The sequence below is a fragment of the Streptomyces sp. ISL-43 genome (genome assembly GCF_018614195.1).
GTDB lineage: Bacteria > Actinomycetota > Actinomycetes > Streptomycetales > Streptomycetaceae > Streptomyces.
Genome location: NZ_JAGGOT010000023.1, coordinates 184,310 through 208,540, shown reverse-complemented (window position 1 = coordinate 208,540; position 24,231 = coordinate 184,310). Strand labels below are relative to the sequence as shown.

Genomic DNA, 24,231 nt, shown 5'->3' with positions numbered 1-24,231 from the left:
CTTCAGTGTGCTGCGTGGTGCGCGGAGGTTACTGGCCTGCGTTGGTCTTGGCCTCGGTAACGGCGCCGGAGCCCGCGTTCCACTTGTCGAGGGCGGCCTTGTACGTGCCGTCCTTGATGATCGCGTCGAGGGCGAGCTTGAGCGCGTCGCGCAGCTCGGTGTTCTTCTTGTCCACGGCGATGCCGAAGAGGCCGGCGTCGGTCGGGTTGGCGATGGCCTCGAAGTCGTTGCCGCCGCCGGCGGTCTGCGCGATGTACGCGGCGACCGGGGAGTCGTTCAGGTCGGCGACGGCGCCGCCGGCCTTCACACGGGTCTGGGCCTCGGCGTCGGTCGGGAAGGACTCGATCGCGATCTCGCCCTTGCCGGCCGTCTTGCACTTCTCGGACTGGTCCTTGGCGGACTGCTCGTACGTCGTGCCGCGCTGGACGGCGACCTTCTTGCCGCAGAGGTCGTCGAGGGTCTTGATGCCCTCCGGGTTGCCCTTCTTGACCAGGATGCCGGTCGAGGCGGAGAAGTAGTCGACGAAGTCGACGCCCGCACCGGTCTTGGCGCCCTTGTCGTCGAGGCCCTCCTGACGGGCCTTGGTGTCGGTGAGCGAGGACATGACCACGTCGCTGCGGCCCGTCTGCATGCTGCCGATCAGGGTGTCGAAGGTGCCCGACTCGAACTTGAACGTGACGCCGAGCTGCTTGCCGAGCGCCTCGGCGATGCCCGGGTCGACACCGACGATCTTGCCGCCCTCGGTGAACTCCATCGGCGCGTACGTGGCGTCCGTGCCGACCTTGATGACACCCGCGTCCTGGATCTTCTTCGGCAGCTTGGAGAACAGCGGAGCGCTGTTCTCCTTGCCCGACGGCGTCGCGGAGCCCTTGTCCGTCTGGTCACCACAGCCGGTGAGGATCAGGGCGCCGGCAACCGCGATCGCGCCGACCGCGGCGATGCGGGACCGGGCGGCGGTCGTACGACGGGTGGTGCTTGCGGTCATGAGCTGATTCCTCCGGCAGTGGGGAAAACACATCCGAGAACGGTCGGGCACGCACCATCGAGTGTCGCGACCTTGTGTGATTACGGCATCTTGCCATTCGGACTGAGACATTCAGGGTGCCCGTCAGGTCAAAATCGGATAACGGACACCCCCTGAGGCCCAACAGCCCTGCGGGGAAGGGCCCTCCCGGCCGCACTAAACGCTGCGACCAGGCACTTTTACCGAAGCTTTTGCGGCTCGTCTCGACTGTCGGACATGAAGGTTTGGACTTTTCGCCAAAACCTGGACAAGAGGCTTATGGTCGAGCGGGAATCGACTCGTCTGGGTGAGTGTTCTTCGGGTAGAACAGATCCTTACACCCCTCATCCGGGGCTCAGGGCGCGCGTGCGGCGCGCCCGCGCGTACGAACCTCCCCTTCGCGGAGACGGGCCAACCGTCGATGCGGAGTACGGACGCGGTGCCCGCCCACCCCTTAACCAGGAGTGGTCAAACCCTCAACGATTCAAAGACTTAAGGGGTCAAGACAGTGGCAGCGGAGATCGTCAATCCTCGCAGCGACAGCGTCACGGACAACAACCCCGATGCGGTGTTCGCACTGCACCGGGGCGGCAAGATGGCCATCGTCGCCACCGTGCCGGTCCTCAACAAGGACGACCTGTCCCTGGCGTACACGCCCGGCGTTGCGAAGGTCTGCAGCGCCATTGCCGAGCAGCCCGAGCTCGTGAACGAGTACACCTGGAAGTCCAACGTGGTCGCCGTCGTCACCGACGGTACGGCCGTACTCGGACTCGGTGACATCGGGCCGGAAGCCTCCCTCCCCGTGATGGAGGGCAAGGCCATTCTCTTCAAGCAGTTCGGTGGTGTCGACGCGGTTCCGATCGCGCTCGCCACCAAGGACACGGACGAGATCATCGAAACCGTGATCCGCCTCGCGCCGTCCTTCGGTGGGGTGAACCTGGAGGACATCTCCGCGCCCCGCTGCTTCGAGATCGAGCGCCGGCTCCAGGAAGCCCTGGACATCCCGATCTTCCACGACGACCAGCACGGCACGGCCATCGTGACGCTGGCCGCCATGCGCAACGCCGCGAAGCTCACCGGCCGGACCCTCGGGGACCTGCGCGCCGTGATCTCGGGCGCGGGTGCGGCGGGCATCGCCATCGCCAAGATCCTGGTCGATGCGGGCATCGGCGACGTCTGCGTCACCGACCGCAAGGGCGTCGTCTCCGCCGACCGGGACGACCTGACGGACGTCAAGGCCGAGATCGCCGGCCTGACGAACAAGACCAAGCAGACCGGCTCCCTGGAGAGCGCCCTCGCGGGCGCGGACGTCTTCATCGGCGTCTCCGGCGGTACGGTCCCCGAGTCCGCGGTGGCGACGATGGCGAAGGACTGCTTCGTCTTCGCCATGGCCAACCCGAACCCGGAGGTCCACCCCGACGTCGCGCACAAGTACGCGGCGGTCGTGGCCACGGGCCGCTCGGACTTCCCGAACCAGATCAACAACGTGCTGGCGTTCCCGGGCATCTTCGCGGGTGCGCTGAAGGTCCGCGCGACCCGGATCACCGAAGGCATGAAGATCGCCGCCGCCGACGCCATCGCCGGTGTCGTGGGTGACGAGCTCGCCGCCGATTACGTGATCCCCTCGCCGTTCGACGAGCGCGTGGCACAGGCCGTCACCGCGGCCGTCGCGGCCGCCGCCAAGGCGGACGGCGTGGCCCGCCTGGCCTGACCGCCCCGCGGTCACCGAGCTCGCCGGGAAGGGCCCGGCCGGAAATTACTCCGGCCGGGCCCTTTCGCGTACCCGCCGGGGTGGATCCCCGAGGCTACCGAGCGGTAGCGTCTGCCCATGTTCGCTGCCTACGCCGCCCGAATCGACCGTGACCAGCCGCTCCGAGGCCTTGAGCTGGGCGAGCGCCCAGCCCCGCGGGCCCGCCCCGGCTGGGTGACCGTGAACGTCAAGGCCGCCTCCCTCAACCACCACGACCTGTGGTCGCTGCGCGGAGTCGGCCTCGGCGAGGAGAAGCTCCCCATGATCCTCGGCTGTGACGCCGCCGGGATCGACCAGGACGGCAACGAGGTCGTCCTGCACTCCGTCATCGGCCAGACCGGCCACGGGGTCGGACCCGACGAGCCCCGCTCGATCCTGACCGAGCGCTACCAGGGGACCTTCGCCGAGCAGGTCACCGTCCCCGCCTGGAACGTCCTGCGCAAGCCCGCCGAGCTCTCCTTCGAACAGGCCGCCTGCCTGCCCACCGCGTGGCTGACCGCCTACCGCATGCTCTTCACCAACGCCGGCGTCCGCCCCGGCGACTCCGTGCTGGTCCAGGGCGCGGGCGGCGGCGTCGCCACCGCCGCCATCGCCCTCGGCAAGGCCGCGGGGCTGAGGGTCTTCGCGACCAGCCGGGACGAGGCCAAGCGCAAGCGCGCGGTCGAGCTCGGCGCCGTGGAGGCCTACGAGCCCGGGGCGCGGCTCCCCCAGCGGGTCGACGCCGTCATCGAGACGGTCGGCGCCGCCACCTGGTCGCACTCGGTCAAGTCCCTGCGCCCCGGCGGCACCCTGGTCATCTCGGGCGCCACGAGCGGGGACCGCCCGGCGCACGCCGAGCTGACCCGGATCTTCTTCCTGGAGCTCAAGGTGGTCGGCTCCACGATGGGGTCGAAGGACGAGCTGGAGGACCTGCTGTCCTTCTGCGCGGCGACCGGCGTCCGCCCGGTGATCGACGAGACCCTGCCGCTGGACCGGGCCCGCGAGGGCTTCGAGAAGCTGGAGTCGGGCGACCTGTTCGGCAAGGTCGTCCTCACGGTGTAGCCGCCGGCGACCGCCGTCAATGACGGTGTCCCCGGCGCCCCCGCCGAGACCCTCGCGGACCACGGGATCACCTACGCGGCCGCGGAAGCCCGCCTGGTGGCCTGAGGTCCGGGGCACGGGACCTCGTACGTACGCCATACGGCGCTCGCCGGCCCGCCACCCGCTTCGGGGTGGGGGCCGGCGAGGGCCGTTTCGCGTGCGGGGTCCGCTAGCGGGAGGGCCGCAGGGCCGCCGATAGGTGGGAGGCCGCCGCCGCCAGGTGGGCGCGGGCCTCGGCGAGCTGGGCGGGGCTGACCCCGTGGTCGCGGGCCGCGTCGCGGACGTCGTCGCGGAAGCGGTCCAGCAGCCGGTCGAGGTCACGGGCCGGATCGCCGGTCGGGGTCACGTCCCGCGCCCAGTCCGCGCCGGCGGCGGAGGCCGAGGCGGCCGAAGGAGCCGAGGTGTCCGAAGGGGTCGGGCCGGCCGGGGCGCCCGACGTGGTCGAGGCACCCGACATGGAACCGCCGAGCCAGGCTCCCGCCAGATTGCCCAGGACGCCGCCCGACTTCACGAACTGCTCCTGCAGCTGGCCGGCGATGCGCTGGACCTCCTCGCGGGCACGCTCCTGCGCCTCCTTGGCCTGGCGGCGGGCGGTCTGCGCCTCCTCGCGGGCCCGGCGGCTCTCGTCCTTCGCCCGGCGCGCCTGCTCCTTCCACTCCGCCTTGGCCTTGCGGAGTTCCTCCTTGGCCGCCTTCCAGGACTCGTCCTCGACCCGCGTGGCCGAGGCGTCGGCCGCTGCCCGCAGCTCGCGCCGCAGCTCGCCCGCCGCGCCGCTCACGTCCGCGCGGATCTCGGCGGCCAGTTCGGAGACGGAGTCGCGGATCTCCAGCTCCAGGTCGGCCAGTTCGCCGCCGCGGTCGGCCAGTTCGGCGCGGCCCGCCTCGGTGATCGAGTACACCTTGCGCCCGCCTTCGGTGGCATGCGTGACCAGGCCCTCGGACTCCAGCTTGGCCAGGCGCGGGTACACCGTGCCGGCGGAGGGCGCGTACAGCCCCTGGAAGCGCTCCTCCAGCAGCCGGATCACCTCGTACCCGTGGCGCGGGGCCTCGTCGAGCAGCTTGAGGAGGTAGAGGCGGAGGCGGCCGTGGGCGAAGACGGGCGGCATGTCAGAGCACCTTCTTGTCGAGCACGAGGGGGGCGGCCGGGGTGTCCGCGGCCGGGCGGCGCAGCAGCGCGATGGACCCCGAGACGGTCGTGGCCCGCAGGGTGCCGGTGCCGGCGCCCAGCGTGCCGGTGATCCGCTTGGCGCCCAGCTGCCCGGAGACACGCAGGTCCTCGAAGGCATTGGAGACGCCGCCGGTGGCGGTGTTGGCCTCGACCCGGGCGTCGGCCGGGTGCGGGAGGCGGATGGCGACCTGCCCCGAGACGGAGTTGAGGAAGATGTCGACCGGGTGCGGCTCCGGCCGGTCGCCCTGCGCCAGGTCGATGAGCATGTCTCCGCTGACCGAGTCGGCCCGTACGGTGCCGCCCGCGCCGTCGACGACCGTCAGCCCGCCGGAGAGGGAGTGGAAGCCGAGCTCTCCGGTGACGGACTGGGCCTCGACGCTGCCGGAGACGGTGTGCGCCTTGACCCTGCCGGACAGGCCGACGAGCGTGGCGTCGCCGGAGACGCCCTGGATGTCGGTGCCGCCGTCGACGCCGGAGACGAAGGCGGTGGCGCTGACGGTGGCCAGCTGCACGTGGGTGGCGGCCGGGACCGTCAGGGTGACGGTCGCGCTGCGCTCCCACGCCTTGCGGCCGGAGTCGGAGGCGGACCAGGCCTTCCAGGGCTTGCCCTCGAACCACTTCTTGAAGCCCTGGGAACCGTTCCAGGGGAGGTCCTCGTAGGAAACGGTGAGGGTGCCGCCCTCCTGCACCACATGCAGGGGCGGTCCGTCGACCTCGGCCACCTCCAGGCGGACCGGGCCCTCGTCGGCGGCGACGACGTTGACCGTGCCGCCGACCACGCGGACGCGGACCTCGGTCACCGGCTCATCGAAGGTGAGCTTCTGCGGTTCGGCGACCGACCACGTCTTCTGAGCTGCCTCTGCCATGGTGCTGCTCCTCCTCGGCGTACGTGCGCGCGGACCGGGCCTGCCAAGTCCTCGACGACGCGACGGCGCACGCAACATATCGCGTCTTCTGACTAACACGATATATCGCGGTTGGGGGAAGTCAAGCACGTCTGGAAGACCCGAAATCCTCGCTTTGGGGTCATTTGGCTTGGCGCCGGTGCTGAGCCTGTGGCGGGAGGACGGGCGGACCGGTTTGGTCCTGTCCTCGGGTTTCCGGCGGTCCGCCGCCTACGCGTGGGACGCGGCGGGCCGTCCCGACGGCGGTCCGGACACCGGCGCCATGCGGGTGCTCGCGGCGCGGCTCGGCCTGGACGCCGTACCGGACCTGGAGGAGCGCACCGGGACGAGCACCGGCTTTGTGATCCGCACCGGATCCGGCACGCGTACCGCCACCGCCCCTACGCCACCAGCAGCGGGCTCGCGTGCCGATGCAGCCAGGCCCAGTACGGCGGGGTCCGCAGCGCGGCTTCGCGGTAGGCCTCGCGGAGGTCCTCGTACACCTCCGCGTGGGCACCCGGCCGGGTCGCCAGGAGGAGGCGTACGGCGAGCGGGTCGCCCGAGAGCGGCCTGATCGCCATGTCCTCGCGCGGCCCGGAGGTGGGCTGGCAGGGGGCGACGGCCTCGCCGGAGACGATCAGCGAGGTGGCGGTGTGGTAGTCGGCGTGCAGCAGGGGCGGGTCGAGCCCGGCGCACGCGAAGACCCTGCGCAGGCCGGCCCACTCGCCGTCCACCGAGGGGTCCACGGTCCAGCGGTCGGTGGCGAGGTCCCGCAGCTCCACCACGGACCGCGCCGCCGCCGGGTGGTCCCGGGCCATGGACACGAACTGCGGCTCCCGTTCCATCAGCACGCGCAGCTCCAGACCGGCCGGCACCCGTAGCGGGCTGCCCTCCACCTCGTGCACGAACGCCACGTCGAGTTGCCCCGACGCGGTCATCCGCAGCAGCGCGTTGGCGGAGACGTCCACGATCAGGTCCGTCTCCGTGCCGGGCATCCGCCGGTGCAGGCGCCGCAGCCAGCCCGGCAGGGCACGGCTGGCCGTCGAGCCGATCCGCAGCCGGGGCCCGTGGGACAGCGCCCGCGCCTCGGCGACGAGGGCGGCCATCTCGGCGAGGAGCGGCCGCGCCCGGCCGAGTACGGTGCGCCCGAAGGGAGTCGGCCGGCAGCCGGTGCGCTCGCGCAGGAACAGCTCTCCGTCCAGGGCCCGTTCGATGCGGCGCAACTGGGTCGTCAGCGAGGGCTGGCTCACGCCGAGTTGCCGGGCGGCCTTGTGCAGGCTGCCGGCGTCGGCGATGGCGCACAGGGCGCGCAGGTGCCTGACCTCAAGCTCCATGCCCCGAGGGTAGGGCGCGCCGCACTCACCGCACCAGCCACCGGCATGCCCCCGAATCCCGCCATTCTCAAGGGAGTTGCCCTGCCGAAAACTCCCCGATAGGCCGGCGTTATCGGGGGCTGGCATCATCCGCCGACCGCTCCCGCTCCCGCAGAATCCGGAACCGAACGCCCCACCCACCCCCCGCACCGGATGAGCAGGAGTTCCCCACATGCGTCACTCCCGCAAGACCACCCTGTCCGCGGTCGGCCTCGGCGTCGCCGCCGTACTCGGCGCCGTCGTCCCCGCCGCGAGCGCCTCCGCCGCGCCCGCCCCAGGCAGCCCGAGCTCGTACGCCGCGTACGGGCGCTCCCAGGAGAACCAGGCCGCGAACCGCGCCTTCTTCGAGGCCGTCCAGCGCTCGGTGGCCGAGCAGCGCGCCGCCAACCCGGGCCTGGCCGCCGTGACCGTCACCTACAACACGCGCAACGCGCCGAGCTTCCGCACCCAGATAGCGCGCTCCACGCAGATCTGGAACGGCTCGGTGACCAACGTCAAGCTGCAGGAAGTGTCCTCGGGCGGGAACTTCTCGTACCGGGAGGGCAATGACTCGCGCGGCTCGTACGCGAGCACGGACGGCCACGGCCGGGGCTACATCTTCCTCGACTACCGGCAGAACCAGCAGTACAACTCCACCCGCGTGACCTCGCACGAGACCGGCCACGTGCTCGGCCTGCCGGACCACTACTCGGGCCCGTGCAGCGAGCTGATGTCGGGCGGCGGCCCCGGCACCTCCTGCCAGAACGCCACGCCGAACTCCGCCGAGCGTTCGCGCGTGAACCAGCTGTGGGCCAACGGCCTCGTCGCGTCGGGCCTGGACGCGAAGGGCTGACCCAGAGGGAAGACCGGCCGCCGGACGGCCGGACCTCAGGGTCGGCTGAGAGGCCGACCGGCTAGGCCTCCGACGGCTCGTGCCGTGCGCAGTCCGGGTTCCGACAGGGACCCGGGCTCCACGCCGGCACGTAGATCCCGAGGGACTTGCGGCGCCTGACCACCGTCTCCACTGGGTTCCCGCAGGCCGGACACGTCTGCTGGTCGTGTCCGGCACGCGGGGCGACCGTACCGCTCTCACGCTGGTGCTGCTGTTCGCCTGCCATACCTCCACGGTAGGACGGTTCCGTGTGTTTCGGGCGGCAGGGACCGGCCGGGCGAGGGGGATCGACGGGGCGGGAGCGTCAGCGCTTGACCGCGTACGAGGTGATGACCTGCCCGCCGCCGAGGACCGTGGCACCGGTCAGCTCCAGCCCGCGGACCCCGAAGCCGGCCCGCGACATCGGCATGCCGGTGCCCGCGAAGACGGGGTAGGTCTTGACCACGTACTCGTCGATCTCGTCGATCAGCTGGGTGGCCAGGTCCGCCCCGCCGCACAGCCAGATGTCGAGCCCGTCCTCGGCCTTCAGCTCCCGCACGCGGGCGGCGATGTCGCCGCTGAGCAGCGTGACGCCCGGGTCGGGGGCGGTGGTGAGGGAGCGCGAGATCACGTACTGCTCGCGCAGGTGGCCGTAGGGGCTGGTATCGCCGGCCTTGAGGCCCGGCTCGTAGGTGTTCCGGCCCATCAGGACCGCGTCGAAGCGCTTCGGCGGGGTGTCGGCGATACCGAGCTGGACGCGCCCCTGGGCGGAGATCGTCTCGGGGTACTCCGCCTTCAGGTGATCGATGAACTCGCGGTCCAGGTATCCGTAGAAGAAATCGCCGTCTCCGTCGGGGGCTCCGATGAAGCCGTCGACGGTGGTGGCGATGAAGTACGTGAGCTTGCGCAAGCGATTCTCTTCCGTTCGACAGTGCACTCCCATCAGGGCACGCCGGGTAAAGTACTTCATCTGAAGTGGTATGGCAAGGGGGTCACTGCGGCTTGCGCCACATCGGCCACATCAGCGGCCCGTCCGGCAGCCGCACCGCCGTGCCCGTGAACTCCCAGCCGAGCCGCTCGTACAGCCCCTTGCTGCGCTCGCTGCTCGCCTCCAGGTACGCCGGCACCCCCTCGCGGTCGCACCGCTCCAGCACCGGCCGGATCAGCTCCGTGCCCAGCCCCTCCCCCTGCCGGCCCGGGGCGACCGCGATCATCAGCAGGTACTCGTGCTCCTCGGCGGTCGGGTGCACCTCGCCCGTCAGCCGTCCGACGAGCTCGCACCGCTCGTTGTCCGGGTCGGCCGCCGCGCGCATCTTCGCCGGGATCTCGTCCTCGCCTTCCGGCTCGCCGGCCGGGATCCGCAGCCACAGCGCCGCCGCCGAACCGTCCGCCGCGTAGTCGATCCGGCCCTCGGCCAGTGCCACGTCGACGAAGACCCCGAGGAACTTGCCGTGCACCGCGGCCCGGTGCCCGGGGTCCGGGAACACCCAGCCGCTCACCGGGTCGTCACGGAACGCCTCGTCCAGCAGTCGCGCCACCGCGTCCCGGTCCGACTGATCCGCCCGACGCATTTCCAGCATTCCTGGCCACACCCTTCGCTCACCGATCAACAACCGCAAGTGATCCTAGAGTTGGCCGGAGAACGACCGAAAGCCCTGATCCGGCACCATGAGGTGCCGGAACAGGGCTTGCGTCCCCCTCGGGAGCCTTGCGCGCTCGCTCCGTGAAGCCTTGCGCGCTCACTTCGTCCGCCGCGTCACGAACTCCGCCAGCGCCAGCAGCCCGCCCGCCGCCCCGAGGTCCGCGACGCCCCGCGACAGCTGCTGCACCGCCCGTCCCATCCGGTCGGCGGCGTGGGCCTGCGCCCAGTCCCGCCCGCCGGCCCGCTCGACCGCGTCGGCCGCCCGGCGTACGTCGTCCCCGGTCATGGGGCCCGCGTACAGGTCGGCCAGCTCCCGCCCCGCCGCGGTGCCCGAGGTGAGGGCGGCCACGACCGGCAGGGACTTCTTTCGCGCGAGCAGATCGGCTCCGGCGGGCTTGCCGGTGTGGCCCGGGTCCCCCCAGATGCCGATCAGGTCGTCGATGAGCTGGAAGGCCAGTCCGGCCTCCCGCCCGAAGGCGTCCATGGCGTCGACCTCGTCCGGGCCGGCCCCCGCGTACAGCGCGCCGAGCGCGCACGCGCAGCCCAGCAGGGCCCCGGTCTTGGCCGTCGCCATGGTCAGGCACTCGTCGAGCGAGACGTACGGCCGCTGCTCGAAGGCGCAGTCCGCCTGCTGGCCCGCGCACAGCTCGATGACGCAGGCCGCGAGCCGGGCCGAGGCCGCCGCCGAGGCCGGGTGCGGGTCCTCGGCGAGCAGTCGCAGGGCGAGCGCCATCATGGCGTCGCCCGTGATGATCGCGTCCGGTATCCCGAAGACCGTCCAGGCCGTGGCCCGGCCGCGCCGCCGGGCGTCCCCGTCGATGACGTCGTCGTGCAGCAGCGTGAAGTTGTGCGCCAGCTCCACGGCGACCGCGGCCCGTACGGCCTCCCCGGCACTGCCGCCCGGGCCCAGGGCCTGGGCGGCGGCGAGCACCAGGGCGGGCCGGATGGCCTTGCCGGCGCTGCCCGCGGCCGGGGTGCCGTCCTCGTGCTCCCATCCGAAGTGGTACATCGCCACGCGCCGCATCGAGCCGGGCAGGCCCTCGACGGTCCGGCGCAGTTCCGGGTTAACCGTTTCTCTTGTTCGTTGGAGCAGGGCGTCGGCTTCCTGCCCCTCGCCGGTGGTGATCGCCTCAGTGGTCGACATGGCCCGTCCGTCCCGTCCTGTCCCCGCTGCTCTGCTGCCGGCCGGCTCAGCGCCAGCGGGCGATCTCGACGTTCTCCAGGACGCCGAGCGCGTCGGGTACGAGCACAGCGGCGGAGAAGTAGGCGGTGACCAGGTAGGAGATGATCGCCTGCTCGCTGATCCCCATGAACCGCACCGAGGTGCTCGGCTCGATCTCGTCCGGGATCCCCGGCTGGTGCAGGCCGATCACGCCCGACTCGTCCTCGCCCGTGCGCATGCAGAGGATGGACGTCGTACGGGCGTCGCTGATCGGGATCTTGTTGGACGGGAACATCGGGACCCCGCGCCAGGACGGCACGCGGTGCCCGCCGATCTCGACCGACTCCGGATACAGACCGCGCTTGTTGCACTCGCGGCCGAAGGCGGCGATGGCCTTGGGGTGGGCGAGGAAGAACTTGGAGCCGCGCCGCATGCTGAGCAGCTGGTCCATGTCGTCGGGGCTGGGCGCGCCGTCGTGGGGCTGGATGCGCTGGTCGTAGTCGGCGTTGTGCAGGAGGCCGAAGTCGCGGTTGTTGAGCATCTCGTGCTCCTGGCGCTCGCGCAGCGCCTCGACCGTGAGCCGCAACTGCTGCTCGGTCTGGTTCATCGGCTGGTTGTACAGGTCGGCGACGCGGGTGTGGACCCGCAGGACCGTTTGTGCAATGGAGAGTTCATACTCGCGCGGGCGGGCCTCGTAGTCCACGAAGGTGCCGGGCAGGACGGCCTCGCCCTGGTGGCCGGCGGAGAGGTCGATGGCGGCCTCGCCGTACTTGTTGGTGCGCTGCTCGGGCAGGTCCCGTACGGCGTCCACGTGCGCCCGCAGCGAATCGACCCGGTCGGCGAGGATCCGGAAGTCCTGGCGGGTCAGGACGAGCGCGGTGCCGGCGGTGGCGGCGCGGGCGGTGTACTCCCAGACGGCCTCTTCGTCGACGAGGGAGTCCTCGCCGAAGTAGGCGCCGTCGGCGACGGTCTGCAGGACGGCGTCGTCACCGTAGGGGCCGGTGCCGATCTGGTCGACGCGGCCGTGGGCGAGCAGGAAGACCTTGTCGGACGGGCTGCCGAAGGAGGTGAGCTCCTGGCCCGTCTCGAAGTCGATCTGGTGGCAGCGCGCGGCCAGTTCGGTCAGGACGTCGAGGTCGTCGTAGTCGCGCAGGAGCGGGAGCTCGCCGAGTTCCGCAGGGATCACCTGCACCTGCGTGCCGGTCTTGATGAATTCCACGCGCCCGTCGCCGACCGAGTAGCTCAGCCGCCGGTTGACCCGGTACGTGCCGCCCTGCACGGACACCCACGGGAGCATCTTCAGGAGCCACCGCGAGGTGATCTCCTGCATCTGCGGCGCGGACTTGGTCGTGGTTGCCAAGTTCCGCGCGGCCGATGTACCCAGACTGCGTTGCGGTGCCTGGGTCTCGGATTCGGAACCTGCCTGGACCGACATCTTGTTTCCCCTTCGATCACTCCATGGATCTGCGGGTCGAGCGTTTCAGTACGGTCCGTGGTGGGACCATTACACAAAAGGGTGGGACTACTCCGTCCGTGGCTGGGCACCCTCTCGGGTTCAACTACTCCTCAGGAGTCCCTCCTGACCCCACCCGTTTCAGCCATCCCCGGCGAGCGGTGCGTTTGAAATTGCAGCTCGGATGCAAGTTTTCTACGGTGGACCCATGCGGCTGACCCGATTCACCGACCTGGCGCTGCGCGTACTGATGCGCCTGGCCGTCGAGGAGACGGACCTCCCCACCACGCGCGACGTGGCGGCGACCATGGAGGTCCCGTACACCCACACCGCGAAAGTGGTCGCCAAGCTGCAGCATCTCGGCCTGATCGAGGCCCGGCGCGGGCGCGGTGGCGGGCTCACCCTGACCTCCGCCGGGCGCGCCGCGTCGGTGGGCGCGGTGATCCGCGAACTGGAGGGCGCCGGCGACGTCGTGGACTGCGACGGCGCCGCCCCGTGCCCGCTGCGCGGCGCCTGCGTGCTGCGCGGAGCGCTGCGCCGGGCCCAGGAGGCCTTTTTCGCCTCGCTGGACCCGCTGACGGTGAACGACCTGGTCGCGGCACCGACCGGCCCGCTCCTGCTGGGCATTTCGGGCGGATCCCCGGGGGCCGGAAGGCCCTGATGACGGGGGCCGGATGGCCGGTTCGCGCCGGCGGCCGGCCCGCCTAGCCTGAACCCGACAGAACCCTCGAACAGAAGTCCGCACCGCGGCAGACCTCTGTATGCCTGTTTCCAAAAATGTGCATCTCATATGCCAATTCACGAAACCCCTACGCGAGGAGTCCACCGATGCTTTCCGAGAAGTCGACCGCGACCGTACGAGCCACCCTGCCCGCCGTCGGCGCGGCGATCGGCGACATCACGGAGCTCTTCTACGGGAAGCTCTTCGCGGCCCACCCCGAGCTGATCCGCGACCTCTTCAACCGCGGCAACCAGAACGCCGGCCTCCAGAAGCAGGCCCTCGCCGACTCCATCGCCGCCTTCGCGACTCATCTCGTCGAGCACCCGGACACCCGCCCCGACGTGATGCTGAACCGCATAGCCCACAAGCACGCCTCGCTCGGCGTCACCCGCGAGCAGTACCCGGTCGTCCACAAGCACCTCTTCGAGGCCATCGTCGAGATCCTCGGCGAGGCCGTCACCCCGGAGGCCGCCGAGGCCTGGGACGAGGTCTACTGGCTGATGGCGAACGCCCTGGTCACCATCGAGGAGCGCCTCTACGCCGAGCAGCGGGTCGTCGCCGGCGACGTGTGGCGCGCCTGGACGGTCGCCGCCCGGGTCGAGGAGACCGCGGACTGCGCCACCTTCCACCTCACCCCGGCCGACGGCGCGCCCGCGCCCGGCTTCAAGCCCGGCCAGTACGTCTCCGTCCAGGTCGAACTGCCCGACGGCCGCGCACACGGCCCCGGTGACGGTCCTGCACGCCGACCGCTCCCCCGCCGACCACGCCCTGCGCACGGACCACCGGGCCCTGACCCACGAGCTCCCGGACACCGAGGCGCACTTCTGGTACGAGGCCGGGGCGGAGCCGGGCGACCGCGAGGGCCGGCTCGACCTGGAGGGCATCCCGGTCGCCCCGGGCACCACGGCGTACCTGTGCGGGCCGCTCCCCTTCATGCGGGCGGCGCGCGAGCAGCTGATCGCCAAGGGCGTGGCGCCGGCGGACATCAACTACGAGGTCTTCGGCCCCGACCTGTGGCTCGCCTCGGCGTAGCGTGCGCTTTTGCGCCCTTGCGGCGGAATGACTACCTCCACTACACCGGTGTGCGACGGTCCACTCACACACAGTCAAGGAGGCGGCCATGTCCGCACCCCTGTCCGCCGACCGGTTCATCCACGCGCTGCGGGCCGAGGGCCTCACCGTCGTCGAAGTCGGCGGCTGGCGCACTCACAACCGCAACCACAAGGGAGCCTGGGGCCCGGTGCACGGGGTGATGCTCCATCACACCGTCACGCACGGGACCGCGTACACCGTCCGCCTCTGCCGCGACGGCGACGAGGCCCTCCCCGGCCCGCTCTGCCACGGCGTGATCACCAAGGACGGCCGGGTCCACCTCGTGGGCCACGGCCGCGCCAACCACGCCGGCGCGGGCGACTCCGACGTCCTGGCGGCGGTGATCGCGGAGAAGCGCCTCCCGCCGGACCGCCAGGCGGACACCGACGGCAACCGGCACTTCTACGGCTTCGAGTGCGAGAACCTCGGCGACGGCGAGGACCCCTGGCCGCCCGCCCAACTCGACGCGATGGCCCGCGCGTCGGCCGCCCTGTGCCGCGCCCACGCCTGGTCGGCCCGCTCGGTCATCGGCCACCTCGAATGGCAGCCGGGCAAGATCGACCCGAAGGGCTTCACCATGTCCTCGATGCGCGACCGCATCGAGGAACGCCTGAAATGACACCCGCGACAGGCCCTGCGCGGGGGTCCGTGCACGTGCCGACCGGCCCCGCGCCGTCCGCGCATCACGGCTCTGACGTGCACGGCAGGGGCTGGGGCGGCACACAATGGGGGTGTGAAGCGTCCAGTCGAGCCTGATCTCATCCTGCGGCCTCGCCCGGCCTCTCCGCTGCGGGAGGCCGGCGACGAGCGGTTCGAGCGGCACGGAGTGCGGCTGCTGCTCAAACGGGACGATCTAGTCCATCCCGAGCTGCCCGGCAACAAGTGGCGCAAGCTCGCGCCGAATCTGCGGGCCGCCGTCGCGGATGGCCGTACGGGGCTCGTGACTTTCGGCGGGGCCTACTCCAACCACCTGCGGGCCACCGCCGCCGCAGGCCGGCTGCTGGGGCTGGAGACGGTCGGGATCGTCCGGGGCGACGAGCTCGCGGGGCTCCCCCTGAACGACTCGCTGGCCCGGTGCGCGGCGGACGGCATGCGGCTGCACTTCGTGACGCGGTCCGCCTACCGGGACAAGTCGGGGCTGCCCGCGCAGGCCGGCGCGGGCGACGCCTACGTCATCCCGGAGGGCGGCAGCAACGCGCTCGCCGTACGGGGCTGCGCCGAGCTGGGGCACGAGCTGCGGGGGGCGTGCGACGTCGTCGCGGTGGCCTGCGGTACCGGGGGCACGCTGGCCGGGCTGGCGGCGGGGCTGGCCGCGGGCCAGCGGGCGGTGGGCGTGCCCGTGGTCGGGGGCGGTTTCCTGGAAGCGGAGATACGTTCCCTCCAGGCGGCGGCGTTCGGCGGTCCGGCGGGCGACTGGTCGCTCGCCGAGGGCTTCGCCCACGGCGGCTACGCCCGTGTCCCGGACGCGCTGGAGGCCTTCGCGGCGGACTTCGAGTCCCGTCACGGCCTGCCGGTGGAGCGGATCTACGTGGCGAAGCTCCTCTGGGCGCTGCTCGCCCTGGCCCGCGCCGGCGCCTTCCCCCGGGGCACCACCCTGACGGCGGTCGTCACGGGCCGCCCGTAGGCCGGCCCCGCGGGGCCCCGGCTAGGTCGACTCCTCCCGGTAGGCCGCCGCTTCCTCCAGGTCGAGGCGGCGCAGCAGGGCCCGCAGCATCTCGTCGTCGATGCGGCGCGCGTCGCGCAGGGACACGAAGACCTCGCGTTCCGCCGCGATCATCTCTCCCGCGAGCCGGCGGTACACCTCGTCCGCCGACTCGCCGGTCACCGCGTTGACCTCCCCCAGCCGCTCCCACACCGCGTTGCGCCGGCGCTCCAGTACCGTCCGCAGCCGGTCCGCCAGCGGCGGCGGGAGGGCGTTCGCCGGTGAGGCCAGCAGCTCCGTCAGGCGTTCGTCCGCCGCCCGCGAGGCCTCGCTCTGGGCCTGCGCCTCCGCCAGGGTCTCGGCGTGCGCGTCCCGGGCGGGCAGGCGCAGCAGGCGGATCAGCGGGGGGAGCGTCAGGCCCTGGACGACCAGAGTGCCGATGACCGTCGTGAACGTCAGGAACAGGATCAGGTTGCGGTGCGGCACGTTCATCGGCACGGAGAAGGCGATCGCCAGCGAGACCACGCCCCGCATCCCGGCCCATCCGACGATGACCGGCGCCTTCCAGTTCGTCCCCGGTTCCCGCTCCCGGATCCGCCGCGAGAGCCGCCTCGGCAGGAACGTCGCGGGGAAGACCCACGCGAAGCGGGCCGCCACGACGACCGCGAAGACCGCCAGCGCGTAGCCGGCCGCGGCCACGCCCTCGTACGCGCCCAGCCCCTTCAGCACCACCGGCAGCTGGAGTCCGATCAGCGCGAAGACCACCGACTCCAGTACGAAGGCGACCATCTTCCACACCGCCTCCTCCTGGAGCCGGGTCGCGAAGTCGACCTGCCAGTTCCGGTGCCCGAGGTACAGCGCGACCACCACGACCGCCAGGACTCCCGAGGCGTGCACCCGCTCGGCGGCCGCGTAGGCCACGAACGGGATCAGCAGCGACAGCGTGTTCTGCAGCAGGGGCTCGCGCAGCCGCTTGCGCAGGACGTGGATGGGCACCATCAGCAGCAGGCCCATTCCGACCCCGCCCACCGAGGCCAGCAGGAACTCCGCGATCCCGCCCGTCCAGCCGGTGCTCGTCCCGACCGCCGCCGCCAGCGCGACCTTGTACGCGGTGATCGCGGTGGCGTCGTTGACCAGGGACTCACCCTGCAGGATGGTCGTGATCCGGTTCGGCAGCCCGAGCTTGCGCGCGATGGCCGTCGCCGCGACCGCGTCGGGCGGCGCGATGACCGCGCCCAGCACCAGCGCCACCGGCAGCGTCAGCCCCGGTACCACCAGGTAGGCCGCGTATCCGACGGCGAGCGTCGCGAAGAGCACGTACCCCACCGAGAGCAGCGCCACGGGCCGCATGTTCGCCCGCAGGTCCAGGTACGAGCTGTCCACCGCGGCCGTGTACAGCAGCGGCGGGAGCAGCAGGGGCAGCACGATGTGCGGGTCCAGGCCGTACGGGGGCACGCCCGGCACATAGGCCGCGACGAGCCCGGCGGCGACCAGCAGCAGCGGCGCAGGCACCGGGGTGCGGCGGGCGAGGCCCGCGACGATCGCACAGCCCGCGACCAGCGCCACCAGCGGCAATACCTCCATCGAAGATCACCCTCGTTTGATTCGAATCGCCCTCGCGCGCCCGCGCCTCAGTACGCTGGCCATCATGAGCGAGTGCACCCACGTTCCCGAACTGCCGCGCCCCGAGCCGATCCCGCTTGCCCAGACCTGCACCGAATGTCTGGCGCTCGGCAGTCATCCCGTACAGCTGCGGATGTGCCTGGGGTGCGGGCACGTCGCCTGCTGCGATTCCTCGCCCCACCGGCACGCCTCGGCGCACCACCAGGAGACCGGCCACCCGGTGATGCGCAGCTTCGAACCGGGTGAGACCTGGCGATGGTGTTTTGTCGACGGTTCGATCGTCTGAAGCGGGGTAGGTCAACCCTCCGCCGGTTCCCCTGATTTGGGCCCGCAGACCCCTAGCCACTGTGCGTACTGATGGGCTTACCATCAGTCACTGGTCGCAGGCACGGCCGCTCGGCCAGCTATGTTCGACGGGGCCTCGCGCTCTCCAGCAGGGGGGCCGCGACACGATCGCCCGGATCGCGATAGCGTCACCGGCGAACAGAGCTCGTACCACCTTGGAGGTGAGGGTGTCCCAGATCGCAGGCGAGCCCGGGACCCAGGACTTCGTGGAAGTCCGGCTGCCCGCTGCGGGTGCCTACCTGTCTGTGCTGCGGACGGCCACGGCCGGCCTCGCGGCACGTTTGGACTTCACCCTCGACGAGATCGAGGACCTCCGCATCGCGGTGGACGAGGCCTGCGCGATCCTGCTCCAGCAGGCCGTGCCCGGCTCCGTCCTCAGCTGCGTCTTCCGGCTGGTGGACGATTCGCTGGAGGTGACCGTCTCCGCCCCGACCACCGACGGCCGGGCCCCGGAGCGCGACACGTTCGCGTGGACGGTCCTCTCGGCATTGGCCGGGAAGGTCGAGGCGACGGTCGAGGAGAACAAGACGGTGAGCATCAGCCTCTACAAACAGCGCGGCGCGGGACCAGGCCCGGCGTGAGCGGCGGGGAGGTCCCGGTGTGGGGCGGGGATCGGCCCCGGGTACGACACGAGGTCGACGGCGGCATTCCGGAGCAGCAGCACGCCCGGCCGCACCCGGCTGACACGGATGCGGAAGACGGCTTTTTGGACTCGGCGGAGCGACGGGCGGGCCCTGTGAGCGAGAACCAGCACGACCAACCACTGCCGGTCCAGCCACCGGGGGCCGCTGCCACGGCCCCGCCGGCCCCGGCCTCGGACACACCGGGGGCCCCCGCGGCCCCGGTGTTCACCGCGCCGGCGCCACTGCCGGATCCGCGCGACCGCAGTGGCGCGCGGGCCCTGTTCATCGAGCTGCGGGCCCTGCCCGACGGCTCGCCGGAGAAGGCCGAGCTGCGCAACCGTCTCGTACGGATGCACCTGCCGCTGGTCGAACACCTGGCGCGGCGCTTCCGCAACCGCGGCGAGCCGCTGGACGACCTGACCCAGGTCGCCACCATCGGGCTGATCAAGTCGGTGGACCGGTTCGACCCGGACCGCGGGGTCGAGTTCTCCACGTACGCCACGCCCACGGTGGTCGGCGAGATCAAGCGCCACTTCCGCGACAAGGGCTGGGCCGTACGGGTCCCCAGGCGCCTGCAGGAGCTGCGGCTCTCGCTGACCACGGCGACGGCGGAACTGTCCCAGCAGCACGGCCGCTCCCCCACGGTGCACGAGCTGGCCGAGCGGCTGGGGATCTCCGAGGAAGAGGTGCTGGAAGGCCTGGAATCGGCCAATGCCTACAGCACGCTCTCACTGGACGTCCCGGACACCGACGACGAGTCGCCGGCGGTCGCGGACACCCTGGGCTCGGAGGACGAGGCGCTGGAGGGCGTCGAATACCGCGAGTCCCTCAAGCCGCTGCTGGAGGGACTGCCGCCGAGGGAGAAGCGGATCCTGCTGCTGCGGTTCTTCGGCAACATGACCCAGTCGCAGATCGCGCAGGAGGTCGGCATCTCCCAGATGCACGTCTCCCGTCTGCTGGCCCGCACCCTGGCCCAGCTCCGCGAGAAGCTCCTCGTCGAGGAGTAGCCCCCGCGGCGCCCGGTCAGGCGTACGGGCTAGCCGGCCTCTTCACCGGAGTCGAAGCCCAGCGCCTCGGTGGCCGTCGGATTCAGCAGGAGTCCTACGACGGCCACCGCGGCCAGGGCCAGGGCCGCGGCGGCGGCGGTCATCGCGCCGCCGGAGCTCCACAGCGTCCAGGCCACCGGGAGGGCGAGCAGCTGGGTGATCAGCGTCGGGCCGCGGCTCCAGCGGCGGCCCAGGCGCAGTCCGCGCGCCGCGACCAGCGGCAGCGCGGCGATCAGGAGCAGGGTGATCCCGCCCGTCTCGGCCTGCTGCGGGGAGTCGGGGTCGCCGGCGATGCCGACGTAGAGCATGTAGACGCCGAGGCCGGCCAGGGCCAGTCCCTCCAGCGCGGTGAGCGCGGCGGCCGCGGTCAGCCGGCGGGGCAGCGCGGTGGGGACGGCGGGCGTGGTGGGGCTGGGCTTCGTACTCACCCCAGCAGGGTAGCCGCGGGCCGCGCGACGCCGGAGGGGACGGCCAGTATGGGCCGCGTCCGAACGGGTCGGTAGGCTGGCGCCCATGCGTGCACTTCTCGTGGCCAACCCAGCAGCGACGACCACCAGTGCGCGCACGCGCGATGTCCTGACCCATGCGCTGGCCAGCGAGATGAAGCTGGAGGCCGTCACCACCGAGTACCGCGGCCACGCCCGGGACCTGGGACGCAGGGCGGCCGAGACCGGTATCGACCTGGTGGTGGCGCTGGGCGGTGACGGCACCGTCAACGAAGTGGTCAACGGACTCCTGCACGAAGGCCCCGATCCGGAGCGGCTGCCCGGCCTCGCGGTGGTTCCCGGCGGCTCCACCAATGTCTTCGCCCGCGCGCTCGGCCTGCCCAACGACGCGGTCGAGGCGACCGGCGCCCTGCTGGACGCGCTGCGGGAGCGGCGCGAGCGGACGGTGGGCCTGGGGCTGGCGGCCGGTACCCCGGGTACCGAGGACGAGTCGGTGCCGGCGCGCTGGTTCACCTTCTGCGCGGGCTTCGGCTTCGACGCGGGCGTGGTGGGCCGGGTCGAACAACAGCGCGAACGGGGTAAGCGTTCGACGCACGCCCTGTATGTACGACAGCTCATGCGCCAGTTCTGGGAGGAGCCCAACCGGAGGCACGGTACGGTCACGCTGGAGCGCCCCGGCGCGGATCCGGTGACGGACCTGGTGCTGTCGATAGTGTGCAACACCTCACCGTGGACGTATCTGGGCAATCGCCCGCTTTACGCCTCCCCGGAGGCGTCGTTCGATACCGCACTTGACGTATTGGCGCTCGATCGTTTGTCAACTCCGGCGGTCGCGCGCTACGCGACACAGCTCCTGACCTCGACTCCTGAGCGCGGCCCGCACGGCAAGCATGCGGTGTCTCTGCACGATCTGACGGACTTCACCTTGCATTCGAAGGTTCCGCTTCCGTTCCAGATGGACGGAGACCACCTCGGCCTGCGCACCAGCGTTCGGTTCACAGGCGTACGTCGTGCACTGCGTGTGATTGTGTGAGCGGAAGAGCCCAAAGGCCTTTCACTCGAACGTTTACACGCCGGTCCACCCTCACGAAGTAGGGCTGTGACCTACTAGACACCGACGAATCAAAAAAAACTTTCCGGAAGGGGTTGTATCCCCGTCCGAGGTTTGCGAATCTCTACATGGCGATCGGGACAGCCCGCAGAACCCGGCACCCACACAGACCGCCAGAACCCCTCCACGAATCTCCGGCCTCCCAGGGCGAGCTTTTCACCAAACTGGGTGGTCTCCCTTCCCTCGCGAAGGGATTCGTGAAAGCGTTCACATTCACAAGCAACCTGCCCGCAATACAAGGAGATGGAGCAGCCATGGACTGGCGTCACAACGCCGTTTGCCGCGAGGAAGACCCGGAACTCTTCTTCCCCATCGGCAACACCGGTCCTGCGCTGCTGCAGATCGAGGAAGCCAAGGCCGTCTGCCGCCGTTGCCCCGTCATGGAGCAGTGCCTGCAGTGGGCGCTCGAGTCCGGTCAGGACTCCGGTGTCTGGGGCGGTCTCAGCGAGGACGAGCGCCGCGCGATGAAGCGCCGCGCCGCTCGCAATCGGGCGCGCAACGCCACCGCCTGACATCGACTTTCGAGCCTCGAGCCGCAGCGCGTAGTACCCCGTCAAGCGCTCAGCAACGTGCTCTCGAACCCCGTACCGAAAACCATTCGGTACGGGGTTCAGTGCTGTCCGGGGCCCAGTACGTCACGGTGAGTGACCGGGACGGTGCTCCCCTCCCGGTCCCGCCCGGCCTACTTCTGCGGGCTCGCCGGTATGTCGAGGACCACCTTGGTACCGCGCGGCTCGGCCGCGACCATGTCGAAGGTGCCCCCGAGCTCGCCCTCCACGAGGGTCCGTACGATCTGCAGCCCGAGATTGCCGGCGCGCTGGGGGTCGAATCCGGCGGGCAGACCGCAGCCGTCGTCGACCACCGAGATCAGCAGCCGGGCATCGCCGCGGCCGGTGCCCGAGCGGGCCGCGGACACCTCGACGGTGCCGCCCTCCCCCTGGGTGAAGGCGTGCTCCAGGGCGTTCTGGAGGATCTCCGTCAGCACCATCGACAGCGGAGTGGCGACCTCCGCGTCCAGGATCCCGAAGCGGCCGGTGCGCCGGCAGTCGACCTTGCCCGGGGAGATCTCGGCGACCATCGCGATCACGCGGTCGGCGATCTCGTCGAACTCGACCCGCTCGTCCAGGTTCTGAGAGAGCGTCTCGTGCACGATCGCGATCGAACCGACCCGGCGGACGGCCTCGTTCAGCGCCTCGCGGCCCTGCGGCGAATCCATCCGGCGGGCCTGCAGGCGCAAGAGCGCGGCCACGGTCTGGAGGTTGTTCTTCACCCGGTGGTGGATCTCCCGGATGGTCGCGTCCTTGGTGATCAATTCACGTTCGCGACGACGCAGTTCGGTGACGTCGCGGCACAGGACCAGGGAGCCGATCCGGGTCCCCTTGGGCTTGAGCGGGATCGCGCGCAGCTGGATGACCCCGCCGTTGCCCTCGGCCTCGGTCTCCCGCGGGGCCCAGCCGCTGGCGAGTTTGACCAGCGCCTCGTCCACCGGACCGCGGGACGGGGCGAGTTCGGAGGTGATGTTGCCCAGGTGCTGGCCGACCAGGTCGGAGGCGAGGCCGAGCCGGTGGTACGCGGAGAGCGCGTTCGGGGAGGCGTAGGTCACCACGCCCTCGGCGTCGAGCCTGATCAGGCCGTCTCCGACGCGCGGGGAGGCGTCCATGTCGACCTGCTGCCCGGGGAACGGGAAGGAGCCCGCGGCGATCATCTGGGCCAGGTCGGAGGCGGACTGGAGGTAGGTGAGCTCCAGCCGGCTGGGTGTACGCACGGTGAGCAGATTGGTGTTGCGGGCGATCACTCCGAGTACGCGGCCCTCGCGGCGCACGGGGATCGACTCGACCCGGACCGGCACTTCCTCACGCCACTCCGGGTCTCCCTCGCGCACGATGCGGCCCTCGTCGAGCGCGGCGTCGAGCAGCGGACGGCGGCCGCGCGGGACCAGGTGGCCGACCATGTCGTCCTGGTACGAGGTGGGGCCGGTGTTGGGGCGCATCTGCGCGACCGAGACGTACCGGGTGCCGTCGAGGGTGGGCACCCACAGCACGAGGTCGGCGAAGGAGAGGTCGGAGAGCAGCTGCCACTCCGAGACCAGCAGGTGCAGCCACTCCAGCTCGGTTTCACTGAGAGCGGTGTGCTGGCGTACGAGGTCGTTCATGGAGGGCACGTGGCGAGCGTACCCCGGGTATGGGCCATGACTTTCCTCAGCGCGATACCGCGGAGTATCCACAAGAGCCCGGTTCCGCGTAGGCTTGGAGGAAGTGACGGGAACGTGGGCCCCGGCATTGGATGGACAGAACAGATTGGTCTAGTCCACAATTGCATCAGACTTCCGCCCTCCCCGCACAGGAGGACGGATCGAGGTAAGCAGCGCGCTCTGCCCTGACCGCGCGGACTCCTCCCACCGGCTGTCGGGCACCGCACACCCGTCGGCCGTAAGTACTCCGGGCTACGGTGCCGGGCGGGCCGAGGGTCCCGTTCGGCACCGTGGCCCAGAGGAATTCCGCGCCGGATCCCGTGCCGCTCCCGGGTCCCGCACCATCCCGCGCCGCCGCTATCGCGGCCAGGCCCGCAGGGCCGTCTCCGCAACCGCTTCCAGCTCCTCGCGGCTCGCGCCGTCGCGCGACTGCTGGGACATCCCCTGCAGCACGGCCCCGGCGAAGCGGGCCAGCGCCCGCGCGTCCGTACCGGCCGGCAGGACGCCCGCGGCCACATCGGCCCCGATCCGGCGCTCGAACGTCTTCAAGTTGGCCTCGCGCCGCTCGCGCAGCGCCTCCGCGACCTCGTCCGAGGTGGTGTTGACGGCCGCGCTGATCACCATGCAGCCCCGCGGGTGGGCCGGGTCCGTGTAGACCGCGGCCGCCTCGCGCAGCATGCGCCCCACGGCCGCGCGGGCTGTGGGCTCCTCGGCGAGCGCGACGGCCCCGAAGTCCCCGTACCGGCCGCCGTAGGCCTCCACGGCCTCGTCGAAGAGCTTGCGCTTGTCGCCGAAGGCGGCGTAGAGGCTCGGCGCGCCGATCCCGCACGCGGCGGTGAGATCGGAGATCGACGTCGCCTCGTAGCCGCGCTCCCAGAAAGCGAACATCGCCTTGCCGAGGGCCGCGTCGCGGTCGAAGGAGCGGGGCCTGCCGCGCTGTCCGGTCACCATGCGGCACATTCTATAGCGGTCACTATGGAATCCGGCACGGTCCCCTTCCCTGGCGACCGCTACCGAAAGGGGGGCG

The 24,231-nt window shown here is 71.2% G+C and carries 23 protein-coding genes and 1 pseudogene; 12 read left to right on the top strand and 12 right to left on the bottom strand.

Going from position 1 to position 24,231, the window contains the following annotated elements; translation table 11 throughout:
- Positions 1–28: 28 nt before the first annotated feature.
- Entirely contained in the window at positions 29–985 is a 957-nt protein-coding gene (locus J7F03_RS14060) for an ABC transporter substrate-binding protein (protein WP_214949363.1), read from the bottom strand.
- A 526-nt stretch (positions 986–1,511) separates the two neighbouring features.
- Here J7F03_RS14060 and J7F03_RS14055 point away from each other — a divergent pair.
- Entirely contained in the window at positions 1,512–2,714 is a 1,203-nt protein-coding gene (locus J7F03_RS14055; protein ID WP_214949361.1) for an NADP-dependent malic enzyme, read from the top strand.
- Between the two features lie 117 nt (positions 2,715–2,831).
- Positions 2,832–3,794 (top strand): zinc-binding dehydrogenase, encoded by a 963-nt coding sequence (locus tag J7F03_RS14050; RefSeq protein ID WP_214949359.1) that lies wholly within the window; start codon positions 2,832–2,834, stop codon positions 3,792–3,794.
- A gap of 208 nt (positions 3,795–4,002) precedes the next feature.
- Here the strand turns inward: J7F03_RS14050 and J7F03_RS14045 are convergent, their stop codons facing one another.
- The 3 genes from J7F03_RS14045 to J7F03_RS14035 form a co-directional block, all read right to left on the bottom strand.
- Positions 4,003–4,938, bottom strand: coding sequence for a PadR family transcriptional regulator (locus J7F03_RS14045; RefSeq protein WP_214949357.1), 936 nt, complete (start codon positions 4,936–4,938; stop codon positions 4,003–4,005).
- Between the two features lies 1 nt (position 4,939).
- Positions 4,940–5,866: a DUF4097 family beta strand repeat-containing protein gene (locus J7F03_RS14040; RefSeq protein WP_251071863.1), complete on the bottom strand. Its 927-nt coding sequence runs from the start codon at positions 5,864–5,866 to the stop codon at positions 4,940–4,942.
- Positions 5,867–6,285: 419 nt separating this feature from the next.
- Positions 6,286–7,218 (bottom strand): LysR family transcriptional regulator, encoded by a 933-nt coding sequence (locus J7F03_RS14035; protein ID WP_214949355.1) that lies wholly within the window; start codon positions 7,216–7,218, stop codon positions 6,286–6,288.
- A 211-nt stretch (positions 7,219–7,429) separates the two neighbouring features.
- Here J7F03_RS14035 and snpA point away from each other — a divergent pair, with 211 nt between their 5' ends.
- On the top strand, positions 7,430–8,089 hold the full coding sequence (gene snpA, locus J7F03_RS14030; protein WP_214949354.1) for a snapalysin: 660 nt from the start codon (positions 7,430–7,432) through the stop codon (positions 8,087–8,089).
- 343 nt (positions 8,090–8,432) lie between these two features.
- Here snpA and J7F03_RS14025 read toward each other — a convergent pair whose 3' ends face one another.
- The 4 genes from J7F03_RS14025 to J7F03_RS14010 form a co-directional block, all read right to left on the bottom strand.
- On the bottom strand, positions 8,433–9,017 hold the full coding sequence (locus J7F03_RS14025) for a dihydrofolate reductase family protein (protein WP_214949353.1): 585 nt from the start codon (positions 9,015–9,017) through the stop codon (positions 8,433–8,435).
- An 82-nt stretch (positions 9,018–9,099) separates the two neighbouring features.
- A complete protein-coding gene (locus tag J7F03_RS14020) occupies positions 9,100–9,687 on the bottom strand; it encodes a GNAT family N-acetyltransferase (RefSeq protein ID WP_214949352.1) in 588 nt (195 codons plus the stop codon).
- Between the two features lie 159 nt (positions 9,688–9,846).
- Positions 9,847–10,893, bottom strand: a complete 1,047-nt coding sequence (locus tag J7F03_RS14015; RefSeq protein WP_214949350.1) for a family 2 encapsulin nanocompartment cargo protein polyprenyl transferase — start codon at positions 10,891–10,893, stop codon at positions 9,847–9,849.
- A 46-nt stretch (positions 10,894–10,939) separates the two neighbouring features.
- Positions 10,940–12,346 carry a family 2B encapsulin nanocompartment shell protein gene (locus J7F03_RS14010; RefSeq protein ID WP_214949348.1) on the bottom strand — a complete coding sequence of 469 codons (1,407 nt, stop codon included), beginning with the start codon at positions 12,344–12,346 and terminating at the stop codon, positions 10,940–10,942.
- Positions 12,347–12,572: 226 nt separating this feature from the next.
- On the opposite strand from J7F03_RS14010, the gene J7F03_RS14005 reads away from it, so the two are divergent.
- From J7F03_RS14005 to J7F03_RS13990, 4 genes and pseudogenes are all read left to right on the top strand, one after another.
- The gene (locus tag J7F03_RS14005) at positions 12,573–13,025 is read left to right on the top strand and encodes an Rrf2 family transcriptional regulator (RefSeq protein ID WP_214949345.1); all 453 of its coding nucleotides are present in this window, start codon (positions 12,573–12,575) and stop codon (positions 13,023–13,025) included.
- A 167-nt stretch (positions 13,026–13,192) separates the two neighbouring features.
- A pseudogene (locus J7F03_RS14000) lies at positions 13,193–14,117 on the top strand (globin domain-containing protein).
- A gap of 88 nt (positions 14,118–14,205) precedes the next feature.
- A complete protein-coding gene (locus J7F03_RS13995; protein WP_214949342.1) occupies positions 14,206–14,796 on the top strand; it encodes an N-acetylmuramoyl-L-alanine amidase in 591 nt (196 codons plus the stop codon).
- 114 nt (positions 14,797–14,910) lie between these two features.
- Entirely contained in the window at positions 14,911–15,801 is an 891-nt protein-coding gene (locus tag J7F03_RS13990; protein ID WP_214949340.1) for a 1-aminocyclopropane-1-carboxylate deaminase/D-cysteine desulfhydrase, read from the top strand.
- A gap of 21 nt (positions 15,802–15,822) precedes the next feature.
- On the opposite strand, the gene J7F03_RS13985 is transcribed toward J7F03_RS13990, so the two are convergent.
- On the bottom strand, positions 15,823–17,403 hold the full coding sequence (locus J7F03_RS13985) for a Na+/H+ antiporter (protein WP_214949338.1): 1,581 nt from the start codon (positions 17,401–17,403) through the stop codon (positions 15,823–15,825).
- Positions 17,404–17,467: 64 nt separating this feature from the next.
- Between J7F03_RS13985 and J7F03_RS13980 the strand changes: the two genes are divergently transcribed.
- The 3 genes from J7F03_RS13980 (at position 17,468) to J7F03_RS13970 (ending at position 19,417) form a co-directional block, all read left to right on the top strand.
- The gene (locus tag J7F03_RS13980; RefSeq protein WP_214949333.1) at positions 17,468–17,728 is read left to right on the top strand and encodes a UBP-type zinc finger domain-containing protein; all 261 of its coding nucleotides are present in this window, start codon (positions 17,468–17,470) and stop codon (positions 17,726–17,728) included.
- Between the two features lie 226 nt (positions 17,729–17,954).
- Positions 17,955–18,368, top strand: a complete 414-nt coding sequence (locus J7F03_RS13975; protein WP_214949331.1) for an anti-sigma regulatory factor — start codon at positions 17,955–17,957, stop codon at positions 18,366–18,368.
- Positions 18,365–19,417: an RNA polymerase sigma factor SigF gene (locus J7F03_RS13970; protein ID WP_214949329.1), complete on the top strand. Its 1,053-nt coding sequence runs from the start codon at positions 18,365–18,367 to the stop codon at positions 19,415–19,417. Before J7F03_RS13975 ends, J7F03_RS13970 begins: the two co-directional genes overlap by 4 nt.
- A 29-nt stretch (positions 19,418–19,446) precedes the next feature.
- Here the strand turns inward: J7F03_RS13970 and J7F03_RS13965 are convergent, their stop codons facing one another.
- Complete coding sequence (locus J7F03_RS13965) at positions 19,447–19,884, bottom strand: hypothetical protein (protein ID WP_214949327.1); 438 nt, start codon at positions 19,882–19,884, stop codon at positions 19,447–19,449.
- Between the two features lie 85 nt (positions 19,885–19,969).
- Here J7F03_RS13965 and J7F03_RS13960 point away from each other — a divergent pair, with 85 nt between their 5' ends.
- Positions 19,970–20,935: a diacylglycerol kinase family protein gene (locus J7F03_RS13960; protein ID WP_214949325.1), complete on the top strand. Its 966-nt coding sequence runs from the start codon at positions 19,970–19,972 to the stop codon at positions 20,933–20,935.
- Positions 20,936–21,267: 332 nt separating this feature from the next.
- Positions 21,268–21,525: a WhiB family transcriptional regulator gene (locus J7F03_RS13955; RefSeq protein ID WP_004937597.1), complete on the top strand. Its 258-nt coding sequence runs from the start codon at positions 21,268–21,270 to the stop codon at positions 21,523–21,525.
- Positions 21,526–21,695: 170 nt separating this feature from the next.
- Here J7F03_RS13955 and J7F03_RS13950 read toward each other — a convergent pair whose 3' ends face one another.
- Both J7F03_RS13950 and J7F03_RS13945 read right to left on the bottom strand, forming a co-directional pair.
- Positions 21,696–23,165 carry a sensor histidine kinase gene (locus tag J7F03_RS13950; RefSeq protein ID WP_214949466.1) on the bottom strand — a complete coding sequence of 490 codons (1,470 nt, stop codon included), beginning with the start codon at positions 23,163–23,165 and terminating at the stop codon, positions 21,696–21,698.
- A gap of 396 nt (positions 23,166–23,561) precedes the next feature.
- The gene (locus J7F03_RS13945) at positions 23,562–24,155 is read right to left on the bottom strand and encodes a TetR/AcrR family transcriptional regulator (RefSeq protein WP_214949323.1); all 594 of its coding nucleotides are present in this window, start codon (positions 24,153–24,155) and stop codon (positions 23,562–23,564) included.
- Positions 24,156–24,231 lie beyond the last annotated feature (76 nt).

What these genes read in the sequence shown, in the direction of transcription:
- J7F03_RS14060 (WP_214949363.1), bottom strand. Translation starts at nt 985, where the DNA reads ATGACCGCAAGCACCACCCGTCGTACGACCGCCGCCCGGTCCCGCATC.
- J7F03_RS14050 (WP_214949359.1), top strand. Translation starts at nt 2,832, where the DNA reads ATGTTCGCTGCCTACGCCGCCCGAATCGACCGTGACCAGCCGCTCCGA.
- J7F03_RS14045 (WP_214949357.1), bottom strand. Translation starts at nt 4,938, where the DNA reads ATGCCGCCCGTCTTCGCCCACGGCCGCCTCCGCCTCTACCTCCTCAAG.
- J7F03_RS14040 (WP_251071863.1), bottom strand. Translation starts at nt 5,866, where the DNA reads ATGGCAGAGGCAGCTCAGAAGACGTGGTCGGTCGCCGAACCGCAGAAG.
- J7F03_RS14035 (WP_214949355.1), bottom strand. Translation starts at nt 7,218, where the DNA reads ATGGAGCTTGAGGTCAGGCACCTGCGCGCCCTGTGCGCCATCGCCGAC.
- snpA (WP_214949354.1), top strand. Translation starts at nt 7,430, where the DNA reads ATGCGTCACTCCCGCAAGACCACCCTGTCCGCGGTCGGCCTCGGCGTC.
- J7F03_RS14020 (WP_214949352.1), bottom strand. Translation starts at nt 9,687, where the DNA reads ATGCTGGAAATGCGTCGGGCGGATCAGTCGGACCGGGACGCGGTGGCG.
- J7F03_RS14015 (WP_214949350.1), bottom strand. Translation starts at nt 10,893, where the DNA reads ATGTCGACCACTGAGGCGATCACCACCGGCGAGGGGCAGGAAGCCGAC.
- J7F03_RS14010 (WP_214949348.1), bottom strand. Translation starts at nt 12,346, where the DNA reads ATGTCGGTCCAGGCAGGTTCCGAATCCGAGACCCAGGCACCGCAACGC.
- J7F03_RS14005 (WP_214949345.1), top strand. Translation starts at nt 12,573, where the DNA reads ATGCGGCTGACCCGATTCACCGACCTGGCGCTGCGCGTACTGATGCGC.
- J7F03_RS13995 (WP_214949342.1), top strand. Translation starts at nt 14,206, where the DNA reads ATGTCCGCACCCCTGTCCGCCGACCGGTTCATCCACGCGCTGCGGGCC.
- J7F03_RS13985 (WP_214949338.1), bottom strand. Translation starts at nt 17,403, where the DNA reads ATGGAGGTATTGCCGCTGGTGGCGCTGGTCGCGGGCTGTGCGATCGTC.
- J7F03_RS13980 (WP_214949333.1), top strand. Translation starts at nt 17,468, where the DNA reads ATGAGCGAGTGCACCCACGTTCCCGAACTGCCGCGCCCCGAGCCGATC.
- J7F03_RS13960 (WP_214949325.1), top strand. Translation starts at nt 19,970, where the DNA reads ATGCGTGCACTTCTCGTGGCCAACCCAGCAGCGACGACCACCAGTGCG.
- J7F03_RS13955 (WP_004937597.1), top strand. Translation starts at nt 21,268, where the DNA reads ATGGACTGGCGTCACAACGCCGTTTGCCGCGAGGAAGACCCGGAACTC.
- J7F03_RS13950 (WP_214949466.1), bottom strand. Translation starts at nt 23,165, where the DNA reads ATGAACGACCTCGTACGCCAGCACACCGCTCTCAGTGAAACCGAGCTG.
- J7F03_RS13945 (WP_214949323.1), bottom strand. Translation starts at nt 24,155, where the DNA reads ATGGTGACCGGACAGCGCGGCAGGCCCCGCTCCTTCGACCGCGACGCG.